The following is a 23,839-nucleotide window of genomic DNA, read 5'->3' as shown; positions in this document are numbered from 1 at the left end:
ATCAGCGGCGCTCGCGGCGGTCGCCACGGTCGTCACGTTTCTGCATCTGGACCGAGGGGCCTTCGGCGTGCTCGTCGACCTTGATGGTCAGAACGCGCATCACGTCATCATGCAGGCGCATCAGGCGTTCCATTTCCTGAACGGCTCCCGAGGGGGCGTCGGTTTTCAGGAAGGCATAGTGGCCTTTGCGGTTCTTGTTGATCTTGTAGGCCATCGTCTTGACACCCCAGTACTCGCTGTCGATGACGTTGCCGCCATTGTCCGACAGAACGGTGCCAAAGTGTTCGATGAGGCTTTCTGCTTGCGCGTTGGACAGATCCTGGCGCGAGATGAAAACATGCTCGTAAAGCGGCATGTGCTCTCCATTCATTTTCAGGCGCATTTCAAAGTGCAGGGCCGTGTCCCTTTCGCGCCCTGCCCACGAGAGACTGCGCGGTTCATGTCATTGCGAAAGGATGGCGCTGTATAGCGGAAATCGGGCGGGGCGCAACCCCGTTGGAAAGATGCGCGGAAAACCCCGAAAATAGGGCGCGCCGTTTGGTGATTTCCCAACTGATGCCCCATTCTTGCCGGAATTGATCGGGATGATGTTTGCAACTGCACGAACACCCGCCAGCAAGGAGATCAGTGGCATGGTTGCGCTGACGAATTTCATGGAAGAAACCCGCTCTCGCGTTGCCACGGTCGAAGGCAAGGGGCATTCGATGCCGATCCGCGCCGCGTCCGTGATTTTCGGGTTCGGCTTCATCTGGGCGGGAACGGGCATATGGCTGGTGCCGGGGTTGGACATGACTCCGAACGTTCTTCTGGCAAAGATGGGTTTGTCCATCTTGATGGTGACGGCAGGTGTGGGCATGACCCAGATCGCAACGGAAAAACCACGCATGGAACTGCATTTCGATGCACGCAACCGCCAGCTTCTGGTTTACGAGTCGCTGCCGCGTGGCCGCAAACATGTGACCCGGTCGATCAATTACGAGGATATCGCCCGTGTTGACGTGACCGACACGTTGCTGCAAGTGAAGGACGATCATGGCCGCGAACTGGTTTCGATGCCGCTGGATGGTCCGCATGCCCGACTGGACGCCATCGCGCAGTTGCGCAGCCAGGCTATTTTCCCCGCATAACCTTGGGGAAATTCAAGGTCTCGGCAATGTTCAATTTTCCACAATAGTTGTGGTCTGCTTCGGAGTTGAGTGCGCGTGCGCAGACACGCAAATAGGCGGCGTATCAACACACGCAACTCAACTTGGAGCCTACTCATGAAATCCATTCTTCTTGCCGCCGGATTTGCCGTTGGCGCGACCGCAGGCATTGCGGCGCCGGTAAAATACGTTCTGGACCCCAGCCACAGCCAGATCATGTTCTCCTACAATCATCTCGGCTACTCGACGACATACGGCATGTTCTCGGGATTTGACGGGGAAATCCTTTTTGACAAGGAAGATCCGGCAAGCTCGGCCGTCAGCGTTTCAATGCCGGTCCAGTCGATGATTACAGGATGGGACGAGCGCTCGGGGCACTTCATGTCCGAAGATTTCTTCGGTGCCAAGGAAGGCGACATGGTGACGTTTTCCTCAACCGCAATCGAAGTGACGGGTGAGACCACCGCCAAGATTACCGGGGACCTGACCATGAATGGTGTCACCAAGCCGGTGGTGCTGGACGCGGTGCTCAACCAGATGGGCGAACACCCGATGGCCAAGAAGGATTGGGCCGGGTTCTCGGCAACGACGTCGGTCGTGCGGAGCGACTTCGGGTTGGGCATGTTCGCCCCCTATGTCAGCGACGAGGTGCAGCTGAATATCTCGATCGAGGCAATGAAAGCGGAGTAAGCCGGCCGCCCAAAACAAAAAATTGGCCGCCGACGGATGTGTCGGCGGCCTTTTTAGTTTTCAGGAGAGTCAGGAGCCGGCTTCGGACAGGTTCGGCGCGACGTCTCCACGTGTCGCGGTCAGGGCGACATGGATCTGAACCGAAAAGCCAAGTGTGGTTTCGTCTGGCATTGTTTCACCGATTCCGAAATCTCTCCGATCGAGTGTCACTTGACCGGACATCTTGGCGCGGTCACCTTCCAGGGTCAGTTCGAAAGGCAGGGTAACGGGCATTGTAGCCCCTTTGAGCGACAGAGCACCGCGGGCCACATAGTTTTGGTCGTCAGCGAGAATATCCGCCGAGAAGACCGCCACGCCATGAGACCCTGCATCGAGAAAATCGGGACCGAGAGCCTGGCCGGTAACGGATCCGAGTTCAAGGGACGGAATGCTCACCTGCACCCGTACTTCTCCGTGTTGTCCGTCGGGAGCCGTTTCGTCAAACGTGATCTCTGCCGTCCAGTCGGTAAAACCTCCCCGGATGTCGCTTCCCATTTGGCGCACGGAGATGTCCAGCGTGCCGGACTCGACCTGCCATTGCGACGCAACTTTGGCCAGTTGGGGCGTCTGTTCCGGGTTTTCGGTGGGGTGTGAGAAGGCCCAAACGCCAATGACAACAGCGCCCGCCCAGACGGTCAGAGCCGCCAGGAAGGGCGCAACATGTCCCGGTTGCTCCGTGGTCGGAAGCGCGTTGGAGCGCATGCCCGGCAACATGCGTTGCAAGGTCTGGTCCTTGTCGAGGAAGAAATGCTTCAGCGCTCCGCCGACATGCGCCGCGATGGTCGCGACAAGCAGCAGCATGAAAGTGAAGTGCAATCCGCCCATGAGGCTGGCGAAGCTTTCGCTTTTGGGCACAAACGGGAGGGATTGGCCAAAAGGCCACCAGATCGGTGCGAAACCTGTGGTTGCCGCGTGATGCATCCAGCCCGTGAGGGGCACAAGCAGCATGGCCCCGTAGAGTATCCAGTGTGCGGTTTCGGCGGCAATGGCTTCGAGCCGCTGGTTGCCGTTCAGGAGCCGGGGGCGGGGTTGGGTGAGGGCCCAGGCAATACGCATGATCGCGACAAGAAAGGCCGTGACGCCGATGGTTTTGTGCAACGAGAAGAGCCACGCCTTGCGGGCCAGCTCGGTTCCGTCGGTATAGGGGGCCTGCGTCGCGGCAATCCCCAGCGCGAGGGCGGAGAGGATCAGAAGGGCGGTCAACCAGTGGAATGTCTTGGTGACGGCACCGAATTTCCGGGTGGTATTGGTCAATGTCATGGCGGTGATCCAAATTGCTGTGTGGCTGCTAGATGGAGACGCGGCGCGGGCTGGGCAATCGCAGGTACCGCACAGTTGCGGTGCGGACATGCGCAAGGTCGTTGCGCCCCGTCGCCGTGCAGGGTATTCCCGGCGGGACAAGCAATTAGGAGGACCGTCCATGAGCCGAGCATTCGTTTTTCCCGGACAGGGAGCGCAGACCATTGGCATGGGCAAGGCACTTGCCGAAGCCTACCCGGCAGCGCAGGCCGTGTTTGACGAAGTGGATGACGCCCTCGGGGAAAAGCTGAGTGCACTGATCTGGGAGGGGTCTCAGGACGAATTGACTTTGACGCAGAATGCGCAGCCTGCACTGATGGCGACGTCGCTGGCGGCAATGAAGGCGCTTGAGGCAGAAGGTGCCGGGATCGAGGCGGCATCCTATGTGGCCGGGCATTCGCTGGGCGAGTATTCCGCGCTGGCGGCAGCGGGAGCGCTGTCGATTTCCGATGCAGCCAAGTTGCTGCGCAAGCGCGGCGAAGCCATGCAGGCGGCTGTGCCTGTGGGGCAGGGAGCCATGGCGGCGCTTCTGGGGCTTGATTTCGACACCGCGCGGGACGTGGCCAATGCGGCGGCAGAAGGCGAGATTTGTCAGGCAGCAAATGACAATGATCCGGGGCAAGTGGTTGTTTCAGGGCACAAGGGGGCCGTTGAGCGTGCAGTGGAACTGGCCAAGGCGCAGGGTGCCAAGCGCGCGGTGTTGTTGCCCGTGAGTGCGCCATTCCATTGCGCGCTGATGAAGCCGGCGGCAGAAGTCATGGCAGAGGCGCTGGATCAGGTGGAAATTACTGCGCCTGCGGTACCGGTTGTGGCGAATGTGGTTGCCGAAGCCATTGACGACCCGACGACGATCCGCGCGCTTCTGGTGGATCAGATTACCGGGTCGGTGCGCTGGCGCGAATCGGTGATGTGGATGGCCGCGAATGGTGTGACCGAGGCTTGGGAAATCGGTGCGGGCAAAGCCCTATCTGGCATGATCCGGCGGATTGACCGTTCGATTGCCTGCAAAGCCGTTGGAACGCCCGACGACATCACGGCGGCGGTTGAGAGCCTGAACGGGTAATCGGCCAGAAAATCAGGAATTTCCGCGCCGGTTGTCCTCGCTAGGGACAGGGCGCGATGAACAAAGGAAACGAACATGTTTGATCTGACAGGAAAAACCGCCCTTGTGACCGGCGCGTCGGGTGGTATTGGCGGCGCGATTGCCAAGGCGCTTCATGCAGCCGGTGCAACGGTTGGGCTTTCGGGTACCCGCGTGGAGCCGCTGGAAGCGTTGGCGGCGGAACTGGGTGAGCGGGCTCATGTGTTGCCGTGCAACCTGAGCGACGCGGATGCGGTCGACGCCCTGCCCAAGCAGGCGATCGAAGCCATGGGTGGCGTCGATATCCTTGTCAACAACGCCGGGATCACCCGCGACCAGATTTTCATGCGCATGTCGGATGAAGAATGGCAGAGCGTTCTGGATGTGAACCTGACCTCGACCATGCGCCTGTGTCGTGGCGTGATGCGCCCGATGATGAAGGCGCGCTGGGGCCGGATCATCAATATCAGCTCGATCGTTGGCGCCACGGGCAACCCGGGTCAGGCGAACTATGCGGCCTCCAAGGCCGGTATGGTTGGCTTGACCAAGTCGATTGCCTATGAGGTGGCCAGTCGAGGCATTACCGCGAACGCGGTGGCGCCGGGCTTTATCGCGACCGCGATGACCGACAAGCTGAACGATGATCAGAAAGCCAAGATCAATGCACAAATCCCGGCCGCGCGCATGGGAACAGCCGACGAGATCGCAGCGGCGGTCCTGTACCTGGCCAGCCCCGAAGCGGGTTATGTGACCGGGTCGACCTTGCATGTGAACGGCGGAATGGCCATGTTGTGACGACCTTGTCGCGCCCGCTCAGGGGTGCGGCATGCCACCTTGTTCGAAAGCGTTTGCCTTGCGAGGCGGATGTGTTATAGCGGCACAGATTTTCCCGGGGGTGCCCTTTTCAGGCAGGCTTGGGTTACGCCGGGGAGCCGGACAAAGAACCGCCCGTTTGGGGCAACAACCAGAGCCCACCTTGGGGGTGGGACTTCAACGGGCCCAATGGCCATGAAGAATGAGGAATTGATATGAGCGACGTCGCAGACCGCGTGAAAAAGATCGTTGTGGAGCACCTGGGTGTGGAAGAGGACAAGGTTGTCGAAAACGCCTCGTTCATCGACGATCTGGGCGCAGACAGCCTGGACACCGTGGAACTGGTCATGGCCTTCGAAGAAGAGTTCGGCATCGAGATCCCGGACGACGCAGCCGAGACCATCCAGACCTTTGGCGACGCCGTGAAGTTCATCTCGGAAGCTGCCTAAGTTTCAGACGCTTGCAGAAGCGCCGAAAAGGCCCTTGCCACCAGGCAGGGGCCTTTTTCTTTTGGGCAAGATGGTTCGAATTTGATGCGGTGCCGGAAATGGAGCGCATTTCGCCGATTTGGGAATATCTTCTGGTAGTGATAGTCTTTCATGTTCTTGGAGGCGGCCCCTTGTTGGGCGGCCTGATCCTTGGAGGGCAAAATGATCGTTTATCCCACTATCGAATTGCAGGGCGGCAAATGTGTTTCGCTGACACGTGGGCGTCTTGATGAACCGTCCATCTGGCACGTGGACCCGCTGCAAACAGCGCAGGCCTATGCCAGCGCCGGGGTGCCGTTCATTCATGTGACGGACCTTGACGCGGTTGCTGGTGAGGGCAACAACGATGCGTTGGTCGCACAGATCGTGCAAAGCGCAAGTACTTCGGTTCAGCTCGGAGGCGGATTCCGAACCCGGCAACGGATCGAGGATTGGATCGACAAGGGCGTGGCGCGTGTCGTCATCAGCACACTTGCGGTTCAGGACCCGGCACTGGTTCAGGAAATGGCGGTACGCTATCCGGACCAGATCGTGCTGGCGGTTGATATCTACCAGGGCAAGTTGATGACCGAAGGGTGGCGGCAGGCCGGCGCCATGGACCCGGCAGATTTTGTCCGCGCCTACGAGGGTGTGCCTTTGGCGGGGGTGATCGTGACGGATATTGATGCCGACATCGGTGATCAGGACGGGCAGTTGGCCGTGATTGCCGCAATCGCCGAGGCAACGCCGCATCCTGTCATCGCGCGCGGAACCGTGCGGAGCCTGGATGACATCTCACGCCTGAAATATGTGGCCAATATCAGCGGAACCCTGGTGGGGCGGGCGCTCCATGCCAAGGATATCGACCTTGCCGAAGCGCTTGAGGTTGCGAAACCCATGCCCGAGCCCAAAGCCGAGTTCCAGTAAGGGGGCACGGTCGTACATACGCGGCGCCCCATTCCGCGTGGCGTGCCGTTTCTTGTGGTGGATGCCCGCCCATGGGGTCGGTTGCTCTTGCCCATTGGGGGCGTTGCGGGGTATGAGCAAAAAAAGACTTCTGAGGAAGGGCACATCATATGCGTCGTGTAGTTATTACTGGGCTTGGGCTCGTTACTCCGCTGGCTTGCGGTGTTGAAGAAAGCTGGTCGCGGATCCTGGATGGGCAGTCGGGCGCTGGACCGATTACCCGATTCAACCCGGAGCGGGTCGGCACAAAATACGCCTGCGAAGTCCCGTATGGCGATGGCAGCGATGGCACCTTCAATCCGGATGACTGGATGGAGCCCAAGGAGCGCCGCAAGGTTGATGACTTCATCCTTTATGGTGTTGCCGCTGCCACTCAGGCGGTTGAGGATTCGGGCTGGAAGCCAGAGGACACCGAGGGGCGTGAGCGTACTGGTGTGATGATCGGTTCGGGGATTGGCGGCTTGCAGTCGATCGAACAGACAACGCTGTTGATGGCGGAAAAAGGTCCGCGCCGCGTATCGCCTTTCTTTATTCCGGGCGCTCTGATCAACCTGATTTCGGGACAGGTCAGCATCAAGTACGGGTTCAAGGGGCCAAACCACGCGGTTGTGACCGCCTGTTCGACCGGGGCGCATGCCATTGGCGATGCGGCACGCCTTATCGCCAGCGATGATGCCGACGTCATGGTCGCCGGGGGCGGTGAAGCCGCGATTTGCGAAATCGGGATTGCCGGTTTCAACGCCTGCAAGGCGCTCAGCACCAAATACGCAGACGAGCCGACCAAGGCCAGCCGTCCCTATGACGCGGATCGCGACGGGTTCGTCATGGGCGAAGGCGCGGGTATCGTGGTTCTGGAAGAATACGAACATGCCAAGGCGCGCGGCGCAAAGATTTATGCCGAGGTTTTGGGCTATGGGCTGTCGGGCGATGCCTATCACATCACCGCACCTTCAGAGGATGGCGAAGGCGGTGAACGCTCGATGCGCGCGGCGCTGAAGAAAGCCGGTCTGAAGCCGGAAGATATCGACTATATCAATGCGCATGGGACCTCGACCATGGCGGATGTGATCGAGCTTGGCGCGGTGGAGCGCCTGATGGGTGACGCCGCAAGCAAGGTCACTATGTCGTCGACCAAGTCGATGACCGGGCACCTGTTGGGTGCGGCGGGCGCGATCGAAGCGATCTTCTCGATCCTTGCAATCCGCGACCAGGTGGCCCCGCCGACGATCAACCTGGACAACCAGGCGGTCGAGACACCGGTCGATCTGGCGCCCAATGCCAAGCGCGAACGTGAAATCAACGTGGCCCTGTCGAACTCGTTCGGGTTTGGTGGCACCAATGCATCGGTGATCTTCGGAAAGGTCGACTAAATGTGGCGCGCCATTGCCTCGAACGCGATCACGCTGCTGATCGTGACCCTTTTCCTGTTGGGCGGGGTGATCCTGTTCGGGCAGTCGCAATATCGGGCTGAAGGGCCTTTGGAGGAGGCGATCTGTCTGCGGGTCGAACGCGGTTCGAACATGAGCCGGGTATCGAAGAACCTGGAAAATCAGGGCGCAATCCGCAGTGGCACGCTGTTTCGTTTGGGCGCCGAATACTCGGACAAGTCTGCATCGCTCAAGGCAGGCAGCTTCCTGATCCCTGCGGGCGCAACGATGGAAGAGATCACGGAGATCGTGACGCAGGGGGGGGCGAGCACCTGCGGGACCGAGGTGGTCTATCGTGTTGGCGTGACCCGCCAGTCTGTTCAGGTGCGTGAACTCGATCCAGTGACGACCAAATTCGTGGAGGTTGCATCCTTCAACCCCAAGGAAGACGAAATTCCGACGAGCTACACAGAGGTGCGCAGCCAGCCGGATACCCGGTACCGGATTTCCGTGGCTGAAGGTGTGACCAGCTGGCAAGTGATGGATGCACTCAACGGCATTGATCTGTTGACCGGCGCGATTGAACGCCCTGAGGAAGGGTCTCTTGCGCCGGACAGTTATGAAGTGCGTGCCGGGGATACCCGTGCCAGCGTGATCAAGCGCATGGTAGATGCGCAAGAGGTGTTGCTTGCGGCTGCATGGGAAGGGGTGTCACAGGACGTACCTTTGCAATCGGCGCAGGACCTGCTTATCCTCGCCTCGATCATCGAAAAGGAGACCGGAGTTCCCGAGGAGCGCCGCCAGGTTGCCAGCGTTTTTGTCAATCGGCTCAAGCGTGGTATGCGGCTTCAGACGGACCCGACGGTGATCTATGGCATCACCAAGGGGGAAGGTGTTCTTGGCCGTGGACTGCGGCAGAGCGAACTGCGGCGTGAGACCCCGTGGAACACGTATGTCATCACCGGCCTGCCGCCCACGCCGATTGCAAACCCAGGCAAGGCAAGCCTTGAAGCGGCGGCGAACCCGGATGAGACAAATTATGTGTTCTTTGTAGCCGACGGCACCGGGGGACACGCGTTTGCCGAGACATTGGCCGAGCACAACCAGAACGTCGCAAAATGGCGTCAAATCGAGGCGGAGCGCGCGAACCAGTAAGGCAGGTTGGCTTGGGTCAGTCGATGAGGGTGATCGTGTAGGTCGCTGCAGGACTTGCAAAGTTGGTTGCGGTCGCTGTGTTTGCCGGGGCAATCTGTGCGCTGATCGCCATGCCGATCGTTGCAAGGCTCAGGATCAGTGTGGCGCTGCGTGTCAGGTTTTTTGTGCTCGTCATTTGCGCACAAGATTTCAAAACTTTGTCTGGAATACGTGACAATTTTGGCCAAATTTGGGCGGATTGGGTGCAGTGGCGCACTTTGAGGTAGCGTACTTTCTGTTAACTATTTGAAAATAAGTGAAATATTGACTTTGCGTTCGGTGTTTGGTAAAACATGTTTACGCTGGAAGACGTGCGAAACGGCTCGTAGGGGAAACCCTGCGGGCCGTTTTTCATGTCGCTTGTGCGGAGGGGTGGACTGCGCATGAGAGGCACCGAGCACATATGACCTTAGATACTCCGCCTGACGACGCAATTGACCTGAGCCGGCAAATCGGCGGTCTTCGGCAATCCCTGTCCGACATGGCAACGCAACTTGGCCATCTTCACGGCGTTGAAGTGACCCAAGAGCAGAAACTTGTCGAAGAGTTGCAGCGATTGCTGGGCCAGGTACGCGCCTGTGTCCGACTGGCTATTGAAACGGAGAACAGACTGAATGAGCGCCACAAGACGAAAACCGGTCGGGGCAGAGCCTGCCCCCTTGACCTCGACACCGCACGATCTTCGATACGGTGCCGATTGGATCGCCTCAGAACCTGCCGAGGTTCAGGCAGCGTTCCTGGATAGTCTGACCGAGGGAGAGCTTTTGGCTCTCCCTTTTTTGTTCGATTTCTGGGCTTTGCCGCACCAGCTTCCGCCGGAAGGTGACTGGAAAACCTGGGTCATCCTTGGAGGGCGCGGCGCGGGCAAGACCCGCGCGGGCGCTGAATGGGTGCGCAGCATGGTAGAGGGATCTGGCCCAAGAGAAGCTGGGCGCGCGCGCCGGGTCGCTCTGGTCGGGGAAACAATCGACCAGGTCCGTGAGGTGATGATTTTTGGCGAAAGCGGTATTCTGGCATGCTCTCCGCCGGATCGAAAACCCGTTTGGGAAGCCGGGCGCAAGCGGTTGGTGTGGCCAAACGGGGCGGTGGCACAGGCGTTTTCGGCCCACGACCCGGAAGGGTTGCGCGGCCCGCAATTTGACGCTGCGTGGGTGGACGAGATCGCCAAGTGGCGCAACGGGCGTGAGACATGGGACATGCTGCAGTTCGGGCTGCGGCTTGGGGATCATCCGCAACAATGCGTGACCACGACGCCGCGCAACGTTTCGGTGCTCAAGGATTTGCTGAAAGTGTCAAGCACGGTTCAGACCACGGCGCCTACCGAGGCCAATCGGGCCTATCTTGCCGAGAGCTTCCTGGAGGAGGTGCGGGCGCGCTACGAGGGTACGCAGCTTGGCCGGCAGGAGTTGGACGGAGTGTTGCTGGAGGATCTTGAGGGCGCCTTGTGGAAGCGCGAGATGATCGATGCCCACAGGCTTGCGAAGGCCCCGGAGCTGGATCGGATTGTTGTGGCGGTTGACCCGCCCGTGACCGGGCATTCCAAGTCCGACGAATGCGGCATCGTGGTTGTCGGGGCCAATACGCGTGGGCCGGTTCAGGATTGGAAGGCGGTTGTTCTTGAGGATGCAACTGTGCGGGCGGCCAGCCCCGAAGGCTGGGCCAGTGTTGCGATCGCGGCTATGGAAAGTTGGGGGGCGGACAAGCTGGTGGCAGAGGTTAACCAGGGCGGAGACCTTGTTCAATCGGTGATCCGGCAGATCGACCCGCTGGTCCCATTCAAGGCGGTACGTGCATCGCGTGGCAAGGCGGCGCGGGCCGAACCGGTTGCGGCGCTGTATGAACTGGGGCGGGTCAGTCACCTCGGTGGGTTGAATTTGCTGGAAGACCAGATGTGTGCCATGACCCTGCATGGGTTTGAAGGCACCGGAAGCCCCGACAGGGTGGACGCGTTGGTCTGGGCCCTGACGGAACTAATCATCGAACCGTCAGCCAAGTGGCGCGCTCCGCGGTTTCGCGCCATTTGACAGAGGCAACGGGCACCGCACGGTGCCCAAGCCGCATCTTAAGATCACTCTGCGATAACGTTTCCAGTCCAAGGCGGACACAGGAATTGGCGCCGGTTTCAAACTCGGGACATCGGGGCACAGGTAGCTTGGGAGCATCAGACGATGGTATTTGATTTCTTGCGGCGCAGGGGCAAAGACGTGCCCGAGCAGAAGGCGAGCGCAACCGGACCTGTCGTGGCCTGGCAAGGCGCCGGTCGAGTCGCCTGGAGCCCGCGCGACACCGTTTCGTTGACCCGGACAGGATTTTCCGGAAACCCGGTGGGGTATCGTTCTGTGAAGCTGATTGCCGAGGCCGCATCGGCGCTTCCGCTGGTTTTGCAGGATGCGCAACAGAGGTTTGAAACGCACCCGCTTCTGTCGTTGATCCAGTCGCCAAATGCAATTCAGGGCCGTGCAGAGCTTTTTGAGGCGTTGTTCGGGCAACTCCTGTTGTCGGGAAATGCTTATCTCGAGGCGGTTGGTGCTGATCAGGGGATGCCGCTGGAACTTCATGTGCTACGCTCAGATCGCATGAGCGTGGTTCCAGGTGCGGATGGGTGGCCTGTTGCCTATGAATATGCCGTTGGTACACGCAAGCACCGCTTTGATGCGCGCGGCATTTCGCCGGTGTGTCACATCAAGAACTTCCACCCGCAGGACGATCACTATGGGTTCTCGCCGATGCAGGCCGCGGCGATGGCGCTTGATGTGCACAACAGCGCGTCGCGCTGGTCCAAGGCGCTGCTCGACAACGCGGCGCGACCGTCCGGTGCGATCGTTTACAAGGGCAGTGACGGGCAGGGGAGCCTGAGCGCGGATCAATATGACCGGCTGGTGGGAGAAATGGAGAGCCACCATCAGGGTGCGCGGAACGCTGGGCGGCCGATGCTGCTGGAAGGTGGGTTGGACTGGAAGCCAATGGGTTTCTCGCCCAGCGATATGGAATTCCAGAAAACCAAGGAGGCCGCAGCACGCGAGATTGCCCTGGCCTTTGGGGTGCCTCCAATGCTGCTCGGTATTCAGGGTGACGCGACCTATGCAAACTACCAAGAAGCCAATCGAGCGTTTTATCGGTTGACGGTTCTGCCGCTGGCAACGCGGGTTACGGCGGCAGTTGGGGCATGGTTGTCGGATTTTGTTGGAGAGAGTGTCGTGCTGAAGCCCGACCTGGATCAGGTGCCGGCGTTGTCAGCAGAGCGGGACGCGCAATGGGCGCGGGTGGCAAATGCCGGCTTTCTGACAGTTGCGGAAAAGCGCGCCCTGCTTGGTTTGCCCGCAGAGGCAGATGGGGACTTGGATGGGTGAACAGCGATATGGGTTCGAGTCATTTGATTGTGCCCCGGCGTTGCGGCTGGAGGCGCATGAGCGGGTGGCGAAATTGCAATTCGACGGGTTGAACCGTCGGCTCGACAAGATCGAGGCGTTGATGGAGCGGTTGGAGAAACGGCTTTGGTTGACTGTCTACGGGGTGGTCGGTGTGATCCTCGCGCAGGCGTTTCAGTCGCTATTGAGTGCCGTGCCCTAGGGCACAGATGAAAGGGGTTAGGATGGATTTCGAGAATGTTCTGGAGCGCAAATTCGCGCGGTTTGGGGACGGTTTGAACGTGGAAGACGGAGCCGTGATCGAAGGATATGCCTCGCTATTTGGGTCCGTGGATCAGGGTGGCGATGTCGTACAGAAGGGCGCATATGCGGGCTCGCTTGCGGCGTTGAACGCCTCAGGGCGCAGCGTGAAGATGTTGTGGCAGCATGATCCGGCCCAACCAATCGGCATTTGGGACGAGGTGCGCGAAGACGCGCGCGGACTTTGGGTCAAGGGGAGGCTCTTGACCGATGTGGATAAAGGACGCGAGGCCGCCAAGCTGATCGAGGCGGGGGCGATCGACGGGTTGTCGATTGGCTATCGCACGTTGAAGGCGACGAAGAATGCCAAGGGCCAAAGGCTCTTGAAGGAACTGGAGCTGTGGGAAGTGTCGCTCGTGACATTCCCGATGTTGCCCAGTGCGCGGGTGGCGGCCAAGGGGGAAGCCCCTGGCACCGATGCCGCTTTGCGTGAATTGGCGGCGACCATTCAGGGCGCCCGCCGGGAGCTGGCGCGCTACTAGCGCTGGCAGAAACTCAACTAAGGATCTGTGGATGAGTAAGACCGAGGCGAAGGCTCGGACCGGGGAAGATGTGTCTCCGGTAGCCGAGGTGAAGTCTGCCGTGGCGGGTTTCATGAGCGACTTCAAAAACTTCTCTAGCGAAATTGATGACCGACTGAAAAAACAGGAAGATCGAATGACCAAGTTTGAACGTAAATCCCTTGTTGCGACGCGCCCGGTTCTGGCAGCGGCAACCGATTTTGATGCCCCGCACCAGAAGGCTTTCAACGCCTATCTTCGGTCCGGCGAGGATGATGGGCTCCGTGGCCTTGAGCTGGACGGGAAGTCGATGTCGACGGCGGTGAATGGCGACGGTGGCTACCTTGTCGATCCGCAGACGGCCGAGTCGATCAAGTCTGTGCTGAATGCCACGGCTTCAATCCGCGCGATTGCAAATGTGGTGAATGTCGAGGCGGGATCGTTTGATGTTCTGATCGACTCGACCGAAGCGGGCGCTGGCTGGGCAGATGAATCCTCGGCGACGGGTGAAACCGGCACGCCGACCATCGAGCGGATCACCATTCCGCTTCATGAACTCAGTGCGCTGCCGAAGGCATCGCAGCGTCTTCTGGATGACAGTGCATTCGACATCGAGGCCTGGCTTGCAGGTCGGATCGCCGACAAGTTTGCACGCGCCGAGGCGGCCGCATTCATCAATGGCGACGGTGTCGATAAGCCGACCGGTATTCTGAACCACGCGGCGGTCGACAATGATGTCTGGACTTGGGGCAATATTGGCTATGTCCCGACGGGTGTGGACGGCGATTTCAATGGCGGGGATACCATTATCGACCTCGTTTATGCGCTGGGTGCCCAGTATCGCGCCAACGGTACCTTCGTGATGAACTCCAAGACGGCGGGCGCAGTGCGCAAGCTCAAGGATGGTGACGGCCGCTTCCTTTGGTCCGATGGCCTTGCCGCCGGTGAACCGGCGCGTCTTCTGGGCTATCCGGTGCTGATTGCGGAAGACATGCCGGACATTGCGTCGGGCGCCGACGCGATCGCCTTTGGCGACTTCAACGCAGGCTACACGGTCGCCGAACGCCCGGACCTGCGGGTGCTGCGGGATCCGTTCAGCGCCAAGCCGCATGTGTTGTTCTATGCGACCAAGCGCATTGGCGGCAATGTGAGCGATTTTGCCGCGATCAAGCTTCTGCGGTTCTCGGTCTCCTAACGATCGAGGAAACAAGGGCGGGACACCGCCTTTGTTCGGGCGCGCGCCAGTTATCTTGCGTTGTCTAGCCGTTCCCCTCCGTTCGAGCGACGTGAGGGCGCGCGCCCAGCCTGTTGAGAGGGTGGATTATTGGAGTTTTCCATGATGTTAGTCGAAGAGACCTCGGTGCCGCCGTCGGCCCTGCCGGTCGATGAGTTCAAGGCCCATCTGCGGTTGGGCAGTGGATTTTCCGATGAAAGCCTTCAGGACAGCGTTCTGGAAAGCTTTTTACTGGCGGCAATGAGTGCTGTGGAGGCGCGTACCGGAAAGGTTCTGATTGCAAGACGATTTTCCTGGCTACTGAGTGGGTGGCGCACTGCGCAGGCTCAGGGGCTTCCGGTGTCACCGGTGTCTGCAATCGAAAGCGTCGCGTTGATCGATCGACAAGGGGACGCGGTCACGGTTGCCCCAAGTGCTTATCGTTTGGTGCAGGATGCTCAACAGCCGACACTGCGTCCTGTTGGAACGTGCCTGCCGACCATTCCAATGGACGGAAGCGTGTTGATTGTATTCGTTGCCGGGTTTGGTTCGGCATGGGGAGATCTACCGTCGGATCTCGCTCAGGCGGTTTTCTTGCTGGCGTCGCATTACTACGAGCACCGGCATGAGACAACGCTTCAGAGCGGATGCATGCCGTTTGGTGTCACGAGCCTCCTTGAGAGGTACCGCCCCGTGCGCGTGCATATGGGGGCAGGGCTATGAAACGGGTTTCACTGAGCCGGAAACTCACTCTGGAAACACGCAGCAACCTTCCGGATGGCGCCGGCGGAACCGTGGAGGCCTGGACGCAGGAGGGTGTTCTCTGGGGCGATGTGCAGGTGCGGACTGCGCGTGTGCGCAACGCGGCTGAAACTGCTTTTTCGACCGTGAGGTACCGCATTTTCGTGCGGGCGGCCCCTTCAGGACAACCATCGCGCCCGGAGGCGGGACAGCGCTTTCGGGAAGGAACCCGCGTGTTCCGTATCGAAAGCGTCGCAGAGTGGGATCCCGACGGCCGCTATCTGGTTTGCAACGCCAAAGAGGAGCGTGTGGCATGAGTTACGCAATTGCGGCGGCCCTTCAGGCCGCGGTTTTTCAGGCCTTGGCGACGGACGTCGCGCTGTCTTCGCTCATTGGGGGCGCCGTCTATGACGAGCTTCCAGAGGGGATTGCGCCCGATACCTATGTCATTCTCGGGGCGGAAACGACGCTGGATCGCTCGGATGCGGGCGGGGATGGCGCCGAACATCGGCTCGTTGTGTCGGTATTTTCCAGTGCTGGTGGCTTTGCCCAAGGAAAACAGGCGGCTGCGGCAGTCAGCGATGTGCTGCACCGCGCGAACTTGACCTTGTCGCGGGGCAGGATGGTTTTCATGACATTCGAAAAGGCAGTGGCCAAACGGGACACGGTGTCCGGGCTACGTCGCATCGACCTGAAGTTCCGCGCGCGCGTGGAAGACGATTTGATTTCTTAAGTGGAGGCGCATCATGGGTGCACAGAATGGCAAGGATCTTTTGATCAAGGTGGATCTGACCGGGGACGGCCAGTTCGAGACGATTGCGGGGCTTCGGGCAACCCGGATCAGCTTTAACGCGGAAAGCGTGGACGTGACTTCGCTAGAGAGCCAGGGAGGCTGGCGAGAACTGCTCAGCGGCGCAGGTGTGAAATCGGCGTCGATTTCCGGGGCTGGTGTTTTCAAGGACGCCAGCACGGACGAAAGGGCACGCCAGATTTTCTTTGATGGTGAGACGCCTGATTTTCAGGTCATCATCCCCGATTTCGGGATCGTGGAAGGCCCGTTCCAGGTCTCGTCCGTTGAGTATTCGGGTACGCATAACGGCGAAGCCACGTACGAACTCTCGCTGGCTTCTGCTGGCGCGCTGACGTTCGTGGCGCTTTGACATGGCCAATCCGTGGGCAGGTGAGGTTGAGCTTGTGATTGATGGCCAACCGCATGTTCTCAAGCTGACGTTGGGCGCTTTGGCAGAATTGGAAGACGGCTTGAAAAGCGGAACGCTTGTCGAACTGGTCGAGCGTTTCGAAACCGGAGCGTTTTCCTCCCGCGATGTGCTGACGCTGATCTTGGCGGGACTTCGGGGTGGCGGATGGCGCGGCCATGCGGATGCCTTGGTGAGCGCCGACATTGAAGGGGGAGCTCTGCATGCGGCAAAAGTCGCCGCCGAGTCGCTGGCGCGTGCCTTTGTCGTTCCGGGAGAAGTGTCTTCATGAGTGGGTTTGACTGGCCCCGCCTCATGAGGGCCGCGTTCGAGGGGCTGAGAATGCCCCCGGAACAATTCTGGGCGCTCACCCCAGCCGAGCTGACGCTTTTGCTGGGGCAGGGAGGTGGGCTGGTTCCGATGAACAGAAGCGGCCTCGACAAGCTGTTGAGTGCCTATCCCGATCAAGCAAAGGGAATTCGAGATGACGGAAATTGAAGGATTGGACGAGCTGGAGGCGCAGGTCGATGCGCTTGAGGTCAGTCTTGGGCAGACCACGGCCGTTGCCGCCGGGTTCGACACCGAGCTGAAGCGGATGCGTGATGCCTTGTCTGCAACCGGACAAGACGTGGCGACACTTGAAAAAGGCATCGGGCGCGGCTTGCGCAAGGCATTTGATGGCCTGGTGTTTGACGGGATGAAGTTGTCGGATGCGCTCGAAACCGTAGCAAGGTCGATGATCGACGCCACCTACAGAGCGGCGCTGACACCTGTCACCGACCAGCTGGGCGGAGTTATCGCGGGCGGGGTCGGCAATATGATTGAAGGCATTCTTCCGTTCGCCAACGGTGCCGGATTCGCGCAGGGGCGTGTGATGCCTTTCGCGAAGGGCGGGATCGTTTCGGGCCCAACAACGTTTCCGATGCGCGGTGGCGTCGGACTGATGGGGGAGGCAGGTCCCGAGGCGATCATGCCGCTGAGCAGGGGCCCCGATGGTCGTCTCGGCGTTCAGGCAGGCGGCGGGAGGGCTGTCAATGTCGTGATGAATATCACGACACCGGATGTCGAGGGGTTCCGGCGTTCTCAGGGTCAGATCGCGGCCCAGATGAATCGCATCATGTCTCGCGGTCAACGCAACGGCTGAAAAAGGGGGATGAAACATGGTGTTTCATGAAGTGAGGTTTCCGGCAAACCTGAGTTTTGGCTCTATTGGTGGACCGGAAAGGCGTACGGATGTCGTGACGCTGGCCAATGGGTTCGAGGAGCGCAACACGGCCTGGGCGCATTCGCGCCGCCGTTACGACGCCGGCGTCGGTGTCAAATCGCTGGACGATATCGAGGTTCTGATTGCCTTTTTCGAAGCCCGTCGAGGTCAACTACACGGGTTTCGTTGGAAAGATTGGTCTGATTTCAAGTCCTGTAAACCGTCTGATACGCCGGACTATCGCGATCAGATCATTGCGCGGGGAGATGACGCAACCAAGACATTTGCACTGGCGAAAAACTATCGCTCGGGTGTCTTTTCCTATCAACGCCCGATTGCCAAACCGGTTTCCGGGACGGTCAGGGTTGGTCTCGCCGGGGATGAACTGAGGGAAGGCGTGCATTTCGAAGTCGAGGCCGACACCGGGCTCGTTCATTTTTTCGAGCCGCCAGGCCTGGAGACCGAGATTACGGCCGGGTTCGAGTTTGATGTTCCGGTCCGCTTCGATACTGACCGCATTCAGACCAGCGTTGCCAGTTTCAGAGCAGGCGATGTTCCGAATGTTCCGGTCGTCGAGGTGCGTGTGTGATGGCGTTTCAAGAAGCTTTGCAAGCACACCTGCAAACGGGACTCACCACCGTGGCGCGTGCCTGGGGCGTGACACGGCGTGACGGCGCACGTCTAGGGTTCACGGATCATGATTGCGCGCTTGAGTTCGAAGGGTTCACGTTTCGCGCTGACAGTGGGTTGACCGCGATGTCTCTGGAGCAAAGCACAGGTTTGTCCATCGACAATACCGAGGCTCTTGGCGTGTTGAGCGACTCGACGGTCTGCGAAGAGGATATTCTTGCCGGGCGATTTGATGGCGCCGAAGTGGTTGCCTGGATCGTAAACTGGGCCGATGTCAGCCAGCGAAGTATTGTTTTCCGAGGTACAATTGGCGCGCTACACCGTGCCGGAGGCGCATTTCGGGCCGAGTTGCGCGGACTGTCAGAGGCATTGAACCAGCCGATCGGACGTGTTTACCAGAAGCCGTGTTCCGCGGTTTTGGGAGATACCAATTGCAGTTTTGACGTTGAGACTTCAGGGTATTCAGCGATGCTTCAGGTTGATGTTGTTGATGGGAGACGTGTGTTTGAATGGCGATCTCTCGTGGATTTCGAAGCCGGCTGGTTCAGCAAAGGCCTTTTGCGGATGGAAACTGGCGCTGCCTCGGGCCTGTCCGGTGTCATCAAGCGCGACTATGTGCGGGATTCCGGCGAACGGGTCATCGAGCTTTGGGAACCCCTGGGTGCAAAGCCTGTTTCCGGAGATACGCTCAAGCTTGTTGCCGGATGTGACAAGCGCTTTAATACCTGCCGGTTCAAATTCGGGAATGCGCTCAACTTTCAGGGCTTCCCGGACATCCCTGGTGAAGACTGGATGGCGAGCTACCCTAAATCGGACGGCACAGCTTCTGGCGGGAGCCGACGCTGATGATGGTAACGCGCGAGGAAGTCGTGCGCGTGACGCGTGCTTGGATCGGGACGCCCTACGTACATCAGGCGAGTTGTCGGGGCGCCGGCACCGATTGCCTTGGTCTGGTTCGGGGTGTTTGGCGGGAACTATTTCATGGTGAGCCGGAGATCATCCCCAACTATAGCCGCGACTGGTCAGAAGCCGAGGGTCGAGAAGAGTTGTGGACTAGCGCGCGCCGACACCTGACGGAAAAATCAAGTGAATGCTTAGCTTTAGGGGATGTGATCCTATTCCGAATGAAAGAACGCTGTGTGGCCAAGCATTTGGGGATTGTCACGCAAACCGGCGTATCGCCGTACTTTACACATGCATATTCGGGACATTCTGTCATTGAAAGTCCTCTCAGCGCGCCTTGGCGCAGGCGCATTGTCGCGCTTTTTGAATTTCCCAGGAGTTGAATAATGGCGACTGTTGTTTTGGCTGCAGCCGGGGCTGCAATTGGTGGTACTTTGGGCGGTGGTGTCGCTGGCGTCTCGGCGATTGCTCTCGGACGGTTGGTTGGGGCGAGCGCAGGACGACTTGTCGATCAGAGAATTCTGGGATCAGGGGCCAAGACCGTAGAAACCGGTCGTGTGGACAGGTTTCGGATATCGGGATCGGCCGAGGGCGCAACACAATCTCGAGTTTTCGGACGCATGCGTCTTGCCGGGCAGGTGATCTGGGCAAGTCGTTTCGAGGAAACGCAGTCAGTCAGCGGAGGCGGAAAGGGCGCGCCAGCGAAACCGAAGACGCGTACGTACAGTTATTCGGTGTCCATGGCGCTAGCGCTTTGCGAGGGTGAAATTCAGCGCGTTGGGCGTATCTGGGCTGACGGCAATGAGGTTTCTCCAGATGACCTGAATATGCGCGTATACAAGGGCGATATGGATCAGCAGCCCGACCCGAAGATGGAAGCTATCGAGGGCGCGGGAGCGGTCCCCTCGTATCGTGGGACAGCCTATGTTGTGCTAGAGGACTTGCCCTTGGAGCAATTTGGCAACCGCGTTCCTCAATTCAGCTTTGAGGTTATTCGTGGCACCCCGCAAGATGTCGGGGACGCGGATTCAGACATGGCTCGGAGCGTGAGTGCCGTCGCCTTGATGCCGGGCTCGGGAGAGTATGCTTTGGCAACTACGCCCGTAAGAATTCGCGGAGATGTGGCGGAATTCCGTACGGTGAATGAGCATTCTCCATCAGGAAAGACCGACTTTGTTACTTCTGTTGATGCGTTGCGTGATGAGCTTCCCAACTGTGGAGCGGCGTCGCTTGTTGTCAGCTGGTTTGGAGATGACCTTCGTGTCGGTGAGTGTCAGTTGCGCCCAAAAGTCGAGCAAAAAGATGCTGACGCGATGGAGATGCCCTGGCGTGTTAGTGGATTGACCCGCGAGTCGGCGCAGCAGATTCCCCGCAAGGACGGTATACCCGTATACGGGGGAACACCCTGTGACCAATCTGTTCGGGATGCGATCCGGCATCTCCAAGGTAATGGATTACAGGTAATGTTCTATCCCTTTATCCTGATGGAACAGTTGGAGGGGAACGGTCTGCCGGATCCTTGGGACGGCGCGGATAACCAACCGGTTCTGCCCTGGCGCGGGCGCATCACGCTTTCTGCGGCGCATGGGCGCGACGGTTCTCCTTCGGGAAGCGAAGCGGCGGATCAGGAAGTTGTAAGCTTTTTTGGGACAGCGAGCGCTGCTGATTTCACCGTCGGCGAAGATAGCGTGGAATACAATGGACCGGAAGAGTGGAGCTATCGGCGCTTCATATTGCATAATGCGGCGTTGTGCGCGTCAGCTGGTGGTGTAGATGCTTTTTGCATTGGCTCGGAAATGCGTGGGCTGACGCAAATTATCGGGCAGCACGGTTTCCCGGCTGTGCAGGCGCTGATCACTCTTGCAGCTGAAGTACGGCAGGTTCTGGGCGCTGAAACCAAAATCGGCTACGCGGCAGACTGGAGCGAGTACTTCGGCTATCAACCTGACGACGATTCGGGCGATGTCTATTTTCACCTCGACCCATTGTGGTCTGATGCCAATATAGATTTTGTCGGCATCGACAATTACATGCCTCTGTCCGACTGGCGTGACGGAAAGGATCATATCGATGCAGCCGAGTGGGGGTCGATCTACGATCCGGAGTATCTGAAGGCCAACATCGAGGGAGGTGAAGGCTATGATTGGTATTACCATTCGGAGGAGGCGCGTTTCGCGCAGCGCCGAACCGCGATTTCCGACGGAACTCATGATGAACCATGGGTGTTTCGCTACAAGGATATCCGAAACTGGTGGTCGCATTCTCACCATGATCGCATCGGTGGAATTCGATCCGCGGAATCCACACCCTGGGTGCCGGGTAGCAAACCCATCTGGTTCACGGAAATCGGGTGTGGTGCGATCAACAAAGGAACCAATCAGCCGAACAAGTTTGTTGATCCTAAATCTTCGGAGTCTTCGGTGCCTTGGTTCTCGAATGGGGCAAGGGACGATTTCCTTCAACAACGATATCTTCAGGTGATGCGCAGTTACTGGGAAGATGAAGAAAACAACCCAGTATCGGCTGAATATCAAGGTCGGATGATTGATGTCTCGCGCATGTATGTCTGGGCATGGGATACTCGACCTTTCCCCAGTTTTCCAAATAACACGACGGACTGGAATGACGGCGAAAACTATAAAACGGGGCATTGGATCACGGGGCGGAGTTCCAACAGAACGCTTGAAAGCGTGGTGTCAGAAATTTGCGAACGTTCAGGCATGATGCATTTTGATGCGTCCCAGTTGGAAGGCGTGGTACGCGGTTATGTTGAGGAAAACGTCGCCGACGCCCGTGCGATGTTGCAGCCGTTGATGCTGTGCCACGGTTTTGATGCGGTTGAGCGGGACGGCGTTTTGAATTTCGTGATGCGTGGTCGCAACGAAATCGTCGCGCTGGAGAGGAACCAATTGGCGGTGGCCGGAGACCTTGATGCCGTAGTTGAAAAAACACGAGAGGCTCAGGGGTTGGAGACCGGCCGTGTCAGGTTAGGGTTCATCGAGGCGGGAAGTGATTTTGCAACGGTTTTCGAAGAGGCGATCTTGCCTGATGAAGCGACGAATGCTGTCTCCTTCAGCGAGTTCCCCATCAGCATGTCTCGTTCTGAAGGCCGTCTTGTCGCCGAACGATGGATCGCGGAGGCCGCTCAGGCGAAAGAAAGTATCAGGTTGGCACTGCCGCCTTCAAAATTCGGCCTCGGTGCGGGGGATGTCATCTCGATTTCGTCGGAAGATGGAGTCGAGAACCCATTTCGGATCGATCACGTCGATCTTGGTGAAATGCAGATCGTTGATGCCACGACAATTGAGCAGACATTGTACCAAGTGCCGATGTTGGATGATGACCTTCCCCACAGTTCGGTCTTTGTGCCGCCAACTCCCGCACTAACGTTGTTTCTTGATTTGCCACTGATGACGGGTGACGAGGTCCCGCATGCGCCACATGTTGCAGTAACCGGCAAGCCTTGGACAGGGGCTGTCGCGGTGCATGAGTCTTCGGTTGATGCGAATTACCGACTAAATACTTTGGTGAATTCGCGTTCGACCATTGGGTTGACGCAGACGGCAATGTTCGCCGCTAGGCCCGGGTTGTTGGATCGCGGGGATGGCCTGCAAGTCAAACTCACAAGCGGCGCGTTGGAGAGCATTCCACTTGAGCAGTTGTTAAGTGGCGGCAATCTCGCGGCAATTGGAGATGGTTCCACGGACAATTGGGAAGTGTTTCAGTTTCAAGTCGCAGAGCTGATCGACACCGACACCTTTCGACTTTCAGGGCGGCTTAGGGGGCAACTCGGATCAGACGTCAGGATGCCAGATGTTTGGCCGGCAGGGAGTTGGTTCGTAATGCTTGACGGGAACCCGCGCCAGCTCGATCTTCCAACGTCCTCGCGAAATGTGGTACATCACTATCGTGTAGGTCCGGCGGGGCGTTCGATGGAAGACAGTTCGTATTCCCACCACATTAGGGCGTTCTCTGGAAATGGTTTGAAACCCTATGCGCCCGTTCACTTGCACTGTGCAACAAATGCAAATGGTGAAAAAAGCTTTTCCTGGATACGGCGTACTCGGATCATGGGTGACGGCTGGGACGGCCTTGAAGTGCCCTTGGGCGAAGAAATCGAAAGCTATCTCGTGAGAGTTCTCAAGGATAATCGCGTTGTCAGGGAAGACGTCATTTCTTCGCCCAATTGGGTCTACAGCATCGCGGATCAATCTGTAGACGGGTGCACTGGCGGGTTCACTTTTCAGGTCGCTCAGATTTCCGCACATTTCGGAGCCGGAGGGTTCGGTTCGTTGGGGGTTGAATAGATGCGTGACGTGCTGCCGGGCGATGTCGTTTCTGTCGCCCGGTTGCTGTTCAGGGTTTCGGATGAGGAGCGCGCGCTGTGTTGTCGTAAGATAATGCTGCAAGCAGAAGCCGCTCATCGATACTTCAATCGGTTTGGCAAGTCACATCCGATGTGGGGCAATGGCTCCTTGTGCAGTGCAGTTGCGCGGTTTCATCTTCCACCGGAGCCGAGTTTCTCAGACCGTGACTATCGAAGGTGCCATTTGGTGGTGCAGAATGAAATCGAAGGTCACCTGTCCGTCGCCGAAACCAAGCCGTGCGCCTGTAAAGAGATGCTGGAGGTAGGCTTTTTGACTCTACCAACAAGGCTATGACAACGAGCATCGAAGGTTTGCCTATGGGGCAAGTCGCGCCGAAGGTTTCTAGCCGTTTTGGG

Annotated in this window: 28 protein-coding genes; 25 read left to right on the top strand and 3 right to left on the bottom strand. The window is 58.7% G+C overall.

Annotation, left to right across the window (positions count from 1 at the left end; genetic code table 11):
- Position 1 precedes the first annotated feature (1 nt).
- Complete coding sequence (gene rpsF / locus ACS3QZ_RS05785; protein ID WP_093094447.1) at positions 2 to 355, bottom strand: 30S ribosomal protein S6; 354 nt, start codon at positions 353 to 355, stop codon at positions 2 to 4.
- A 277-nt stretch (positions 356 to 632) separates the two neighbouring features.
- Between rpsF and ACS3QZ_RS05780 the strand changes: the two genes are divergently transcribed.
- Together ACS3QZ_RS05780 and ACS3QZ_RS05775 are read left to right on the top strand one after the other, a co-directional pair.
- Positions 633 to 1,127, top strand: coding sequence for a hypothetical protein (locus ACS3QZ_RS05780; protein WP_131814380.1), 495 nt, complete (start codon positions 633 to 635; stop codon positions 1,125 to 1,127).
- Positions 1,128 to 1,262: 135 nt separating this feature from the next.
- Positions 1,263 to 1,835, top strand: a complete 573-nt coding sequence (locus ACS3QZ_RS05775) for a YceI family protein (protein WP_456036978.1) — start codon at positions 1,263 to 1,265, stop codon at positions 1,833 to 1,835.
- A 69-nt stretch (positions 1,836 to 1,904) separates the two neighbouring features.
- On the opposite strand, the gene ACS3QZ_RS05770 is transcribed toward ACS3QZ_RS05775, so the two are convergent.
- Positions 1,905 to 3,134, bottom strand: a complete 1,230-nt coding sequence (locus ACS3QZ_RS05770; protein ID WP_456036977.1) for a cytochrome b/b6 domain-containing protein — start codon at positions 3,132 to 3,134, stop codon at positions 1,905 to 1,907.
- Positions 3,135 to 3,294: 160 nt separating this feature from the next.
- Here ACS3QZ_RS05770 and fabD point away from each other — a divergent pair, with 160 nt between their 5' ends.
- From fabD to mltG, 6 genes are all read left to right on the top strand, one after another.
- Positions 3,295 to 4,236: an ACP S-malonyltransferase gene (fabD, locus tag ACS3QZ_RS05765; RefSeq protein WP_456036976.1), complete on the top strand. Its 942-nt coding sequence runs from the start codon at positions 3,295 to 3,297 to the stop codon at positions 4,234 to 4,236.
- Between the two features lie 75 nt (positions 4,237 to 4,311).
- Entirely contained in the window at positions 4,312 to 5,049 is a 738-nt protein-coding gene (fabG, locus tag ACS3QZ_RS05760) for a 3-oxoacyl-[acyl-carrier-protein] reductase (protein ID WP_456036975.1), read from the top strand.
- A 233-nt stretch (positions 5,050 to 5,282) separates the two neighbouring features.
- On the top strand, positions 5,283 to 5,516 hold the full coding sequence (locus ACS3QZ_RS05755) for an acyl carrier protein (protein WP_093094441.1): 234 nt from the start codon (positions 5,283 to 5,285) through the stop codon (positions 5,514 to 5,516).
- 201 nt (positions 5,517 to 5,717) lie between these two features.
- Positions 5,718 to 6,461, top strand: a complete 744-nt coding sequence (locus ACS3QZ_RS05750; protein WP_456036974.1) for a 1-(5-phosphoribosyl)-5-[(5-phosphoribosylamino)methylideneamino]imidazole-4-carboxamide isomerase — start codon at positions 5,718 to 5,720, stop codon at positions 6,459 to 6,461.
- A 149-nt stretch (positions 6,462 to 6,610) separates the two neighbouring features.
- A complete protein-coding gene (gene fabF / locus ACS3QZ_RS05745) occupies positions 6,611 to 7,870 on the top strand; it encodes a beta-ketoacyl-ACP synthase II (protein WP_093094439.1) in 1,260 nt (419 codons plus the stop codon).
- Positions 7,871 to 9,022 carry an endolytic transglycosylase MltG gene (mltG, locus tag ACS3QZ_RS05740; protein WP_456036973.1) on the top strand — a complete coding sequence of 384 codons (1,152 nt, stop codon included), beginning with the start codon at positions 7,871 to 7,873 and terminating at the stop codon, positions 9,020 to 9,022.
- A gap of 16 nt (positions 9,023 to 9,038) precedes the next feature.
- On the opposite strand, the gene ACS3QZ_RS05735 is transcribed toward mltG, so the two are convergent.
- Positions 9,039 to 9,197, bottom strand: a complete 159-nt coding sequence (locus tag ACS3QZ_RS05735) for a hypothetical protein (RefSeq protein ID WP_456036972.1) — start codon at positions 9,195 to 9,197, stop codon at positions 9,039 to 9,041.
- A gap of 478 nt (positions 9,198 to 9,675) precedes the next feature.
- Here ACS3QZ_RS05735 and ACS3QZ_RS05730 point away from each other — a divergent pair, with 478 nt between their 5' ends.
- The 17 genes from ACS3QZ_RS05730 (at position 9,676) to ACS3QZ_RS05650 (ending at position 23,777) form a co-directional block, all read left to right on the top strand.
- The gene (locus ACS3QZ_RS05730; RefSeq protein WP_456036971.1) at positions 9,676 to 11,085 is read left to right on the top strand and encodes a DNA-packaging protein; all 1,410 of its coding nucleotides are present in this window, start codon (positions 9,676 to 9,678) and stop codon (positions 11,083 to 11,085) included.
- Between the two features lie 144 nt (positions 11,086 to 11,229).
- A complete protein-coding gene (locus ACS3QZ_RS05725; protein ID WP_456036970.1) occupies positions 11,230 to 12,411 on the top strand; it encodes a phage portal protein in 1,182 nt (393 codons plus the stop codon).
- Positions 12,404 to 12,631: a GTA head formation protein, RCAP_rcc01685 family gene (locus ACS3QZ_RS05720; protein WP_456036969.1), complete on the top strand. Its 228-nt coding sequence runs from the start codon at positions 12,404 to 12,406 to the stop codon at positions 12,629 to 12,631. The genes ACS3QZ_RS05725 and ACS3QZ_RS05720 overlap by 8 nt, the downstream gene beginning before the upstream one ends.
- 22 nt (positions 12,632 to 12,653) lie before the next feature.
- Positions 12,654 to 13,211 (top strand): HK97 family phage prohead protease, encoded by a 558-nt coding sequence (locus ACS3QZ_RS05715; protein WP_456036968.1) that lies wholly within the window; start codon positions 12,654 to 12,656, stop codon positions 13,209 to 13,211.
- Positions 13,212 to 13,242: 31 nt separating this feature from the next.
- A complete protein-coding gene (locus tag ACS3QZ_RS05710) occupies positions 13,243 to 14,424 on the top strand; it encodes a phage major capsid protein (protein WP_456036967.1) in 1,182 nt (393 codons plus the stop codon).
- A gap of 141 nt (positions 14,425 to 14,565) precedes the next feature.
- Positions 14,566 to 15,165, top strand: coding sequence for a head-tail connector protein (locus tag ACS3QZ_RS05705; RefSeq protein ID WP_456036966.1), 600 nt, complete (start codon positions 14,566 to 14,568; stop codon positions 15,163 to 15,165).
- Complete coding sequence (locus ACS3QZ_RS05700) at positions 15,162 to 15,500, top strand: head-tail adaptor protein (RefSeq protein ID WP_456036965.1); 339 nt, start codon at positions 15,162 to 15,164, stop codon at positions 15,498 to 15,500. The genes ACS3QZ_RS05705 and ACS3QZ_RS05700 overlap by 4 nt, the downstream gene beginning before the upstream one ends.
- Positions 15,497 to 15,916 carry a DUF3168 domain-containing protein gene (locus ACS3QZ_RS05695; RefSeq protein ID WP_456036964.1) on the top strand — a complete coding sequence of 140 codons (420 nt, stop codon included), beginning with the start codon at positions 15,497 to 15,499 and terminating at the stop codon, positions 15,914 to 15,916. Before ACS3QZ_RS05700 ends, ACS3QZ_RS05695 begins: the two co-directional genes overlap by 4 nt.
- A gap of 13 nt (positions 15,917 to 15,929) precedes the next feature.
- Positions 15,930 to 16,343: a phage major tail protein, TP901-1 family gene (locus ACS3QZ_RS05690; protein WP_456036963.1), complete on the top strand. Its 414-nt coding sequence runs from the start codon at positions 15,930 to 15,932 to the stop codon at positions 16,341 to 16,343.
- Between the two features lies 1 nt (position 16,344).
- On the top strand, positions 16,345 to 16,671 hold the full coding sequence (locus tag ACS3QZ_RS05685; RefSeq protein WP_456036962.1) for a gene transfer agent family protein: 327 nt from the start codon (positions 16,345 to 16,347) through the stop codon (positions 16,669 to 16,671).
- The gene (locus ACS3QZ_RS05680) at positions 16,668 to 16,877 is read left to right on the top strand and encodes a rcc01693 family protein (protein ID WP_456036961.1); all 210 of its coding nucleotides are present in this window, start codon (positions 16,668 to 16,670) and stop codon (positions 16,875 to 16,877) included. The genes ACS3QZ_RS05685 and ACS3QZ_RS05680 overlap by 4 nt, the downstream gene beginning before the upstream one ends.
- Positions 16,864 to 17,523, top strand: a complete 660-nt coding sequence (locus tag ACS3QZ_RS05675) for an RcGTA-type gene transfer agent tail tape measure protein (protein WP_456036960.1) — start codon at positions 16,864 to 16,866, stop codon at positions 17,521 to 17,523. The genes ACS3QZ_RS05680 and ACS3QZ_RS05675 overlap by 14 nt, the downstream gene beginning before the upstream one ends.
- Before the next feature lie 16 nt (positions 17,524 to 17,539).
- Entirely contained in the window at positions 17,540 to 18,172 is a 633-nt protein-coding gene (locus ACS3QZ_RS05670) for a phage distal tail protein, Rcc01695 family (protein WP_456036959.1), read from the top strand.
- The gene (locus tag ACS3QZ_RS05665; protein WP_456036958.1) at positions 18,172 to 19,059 is read left to right on the top strand and encodes a phage/gene transfer agent baseplate hub protein; all 888 of its coding nucleotides are present in this window, start codon (positions 18,172 to 18,174) and stop codon (positions 19,057 to 19,059) included. The genes ACS3QZ_RS05670 and ACS3QZ_RS05665 overlap by 1 nt, the downstream gene beginning before the upstream one ends.
- Positions 19,059 to 19,499: an NlpC/P60 family protein gene (locus ACS3QZ_RS05660; protein WP_456036957.1), complete on the top strand. Its 441-nt coding sequence runs from the start codon at positions 19,059 to 19,061 to the stop codon at positions 19,497 to 19,499. Before ACS3QZ_RS05665 ends, ACS3QZ_RS05660 begins: the two co-directional genes overlap by 1 nt.
- A gap of 3 nt (positions 19,500 to 19,502) precedes the next feature.
- Positions 19,503 to 23,423 carry a baseplate multidomain protein megatron gene (locus ACS3QZ_RS05655; protein ID WP_456036956.1) on the top strand — a complete coding sequence of 1,307 codons (3,921 nt, stop codon included), beginning with the start codon at positions 19,503 to 19,505 and terminating at the stop codon, positions 23,421 to 23,423.
- Entirely contained in the window at positions 23,424 to 23,777 is a 354-nt protein-coding gene (locus ACS3QZ_RS05650) for a DUF7742 family protein (RefSeq protein ID WP_456036955.1), read from the top strand.
- Positions 23,778 to 23,839: the final 62 nt, after the last annotated feature.

Source organism: Shimia sp. W99, from assembly GCF_053851455.3.
The sequence above is the reverse complement of the archived record's forward strand: the minus strand, read 5'-3'. Positions and strand labels throughout refer to the sequence as shown.

Bases quoted from the DNA above. Each gene is read 5' to 3' on its own strand.
- mltG (WP_456036973.1), top strand. From the start codon at position 7,871: ATGTGGCGCGCCATTGCCTCGAACGCGATCACGCTGCTGATCGTGACC.
- ACS3QZ_RS05775 (WP_456036978.1), top strand. From the start codon at position 1,263: ATGAAATCCATTCTTCTTGCCGCCGGATTTGCCGTTGGCGCGACCGCA.
- ACS3QZ_RS05690 (WP_456036963.1), top strand. From the start codon at position 15,930: ATGGGTGCACAGAATGGCAAGGATCTTTTGATCAAGGTGGATCTGACC.
- ACS3QZ_RS05755 (WP_093094441.1), top strand. From the start codon at position 5,283: ATGAGCGACGTCGCAGACCGCGTGAAAAAGATCGTTGTGGAGCACCTG.
- ACS3QZ_RS05710 (WP_456036967.1), top strand. From the start codon at position 13,243: ATGAGTAAGACCGAGGCGAAGGCTCGGACCGGGGAAGATGTGTCTCCG.
- ACS3QZ_RS05700 (WP_456036965.1), top strand. From the start codon at position 15,162: ATGAAACGGGTTTCACTGAGCCGGAAACTCACTCTGGAAACACGCAGC.
- ACS3QZ_RS05695 (WP_456036964.1), top strand. From the start codon at position 15,497: ATGAGTTACGCAATTGCGGCGGCCCTTCAGGCCGCGGTTTTTCAGGCC.
- ACS3QZ_RS05780 (WP_131814380.1), top strand. From the start codon at position 633: ATGGTTGCGCTGACGAATTTCATGGAAGAAACCCGCTCTCGCGTTGCC.
- ACS3QZ_RS05715 (WP_456036968.1), top strand. From the start codon at position 12,654: ATGGATTTCGAGAATGTTCTGGAGCGCAAATTCGCGCGGTTTGGGGAC.
- fabD (WP_456036976.1), top strand. From the start codon at position 3,295: ATGAGCCGAGCATTCGTTTTTCCCGGACAGGGAGCGCAGACCATTGGC.
- fabF (WP_093094439.1), top strand. From the start codon at position 6,611: ATGCGTCGTGTAGTTATTACTGGGCTTGGGCTCGTTACTCCGCTGGCT.
- ACS3QZ_RS05675 (WP_456036960.1), top strand. From the start codon at position 16,864: ATGACGGAAATTGAAGGATTGGACGAGCTGGAGGCGCAGGTCGATGCG.
- ACS3QZ_RS05725 (WP_456036970.1), top strand. From the start codon at position 11,230: ATGGTATTTGATTTCTTGCGGCGCAGGGGCAAAGACGTGCCCGAGCAG.
- ACS3QZ_RS05660 (WP_456036957.1), top strand. From the start codon at position 19,059: ATGATGGTAACGCGCGAGGAAGTCGTGCGCGTGACGCGTGCTTGGATC.
- ACS3QZ_RS05680 (WP_456036961.1), top strand. From the start codon at position 16,668: ATGAGTGGGTTTGACTGGCCCCGCCTCATGAGGGCCGCGTTCGAGGGG.
- ACS3QZ_RS05750 (WP_456036974.1), top strand. From the start codon at position 5,718: ATGATCGTTTATCCCACTATCGAATTGCAGGGCGGCAAATGTGTTTCG.
- ACS3QZ_RS05655 (WP_456036956.1), top strand. From the start codon at position 19,503: ATGGCGACTGTTGTTTTGGCTGCAGCCGGGGCTGCAATTGGTGGTACT.
- ACS3QZ_RS05665 (WP_456036958.1), top strand. From the start codon at position 18,172: ATGGCGTTTCAAGAAGCTTTGCAAGCACACCTGCAAACGGGACTCACC.
- ACS3QZ_RS05720 (WP_456036969.1), top strand. From the start codon at position 12,404: ATGGGTGAACAGCGATATGGGTTCGAGTCATTTGATTGTGCCCCGGCG.
- ACS3QZ_RS05705 (WP_456036966.1), top strand. From the start codon at position 14,566: ATGATGTTAGTCGAAGAGACCTCGGTGCCGCCGTCGGCCCTGCCGGTC.
- ACS3QZ_RS05735 (WP_456036972.1), bottom strand. From the start codon at position 9,197: ATGACGAGCACAAAAAACCTGACACGCAGCGCCACACTGATCCTGAGC.
- ACS3QZ_RS05730 (WP_456036971.1), top strand. From the start codon at position 9,676: ATGAGCGCCACAAGACGAAAACCGGTCGGGGCAGAGCCTGCCCCCTTG.
- fabG (WP_456036975.1), top strand. From the start codon at position 4,312: ATGTTTGATCTGACAGGAAAAACCGCCCTTGTGACCGGCGCGTCGGGT.
- ACS3QZ_RS05770 (WP_456036977.1), bottom strand. From the start codon at position 3,134: ATGACATTGACCAATACCACCCGGAAATTCGGTGCCGTCACCAAGACA.
- ACS3QZ_RS05670 (WP_456036959.1), top strand. From the start codon at position 17,540: ATGGTGTTTCATGAAGTGAGGTTTCCGGCAAACCTGAGTTTTGGCTCT.
- ACS3QZ_RS05650 (WP_456036955.1), top strand. From the start codon at position 23,424: ATGCGTGACGTGCTGCCGGGCGATGTCGTTTCTGTCGCCCGGTTGCTG.
- ACS3QZ_RS05685 (WP_456036962.1), top strand. From the start codon at position 16,345: ATGGCCAATCCGTGGGCAGGTGAGGTTGAGCTTGTGATTGATGGCCAA.
- rpsF (WP_093094447.1), bottom strand. From the start codon at position 355: ATGCCGCTTTACGAGCATGTTTTCATCTCGCGCCAGGATCTGTCCAAC.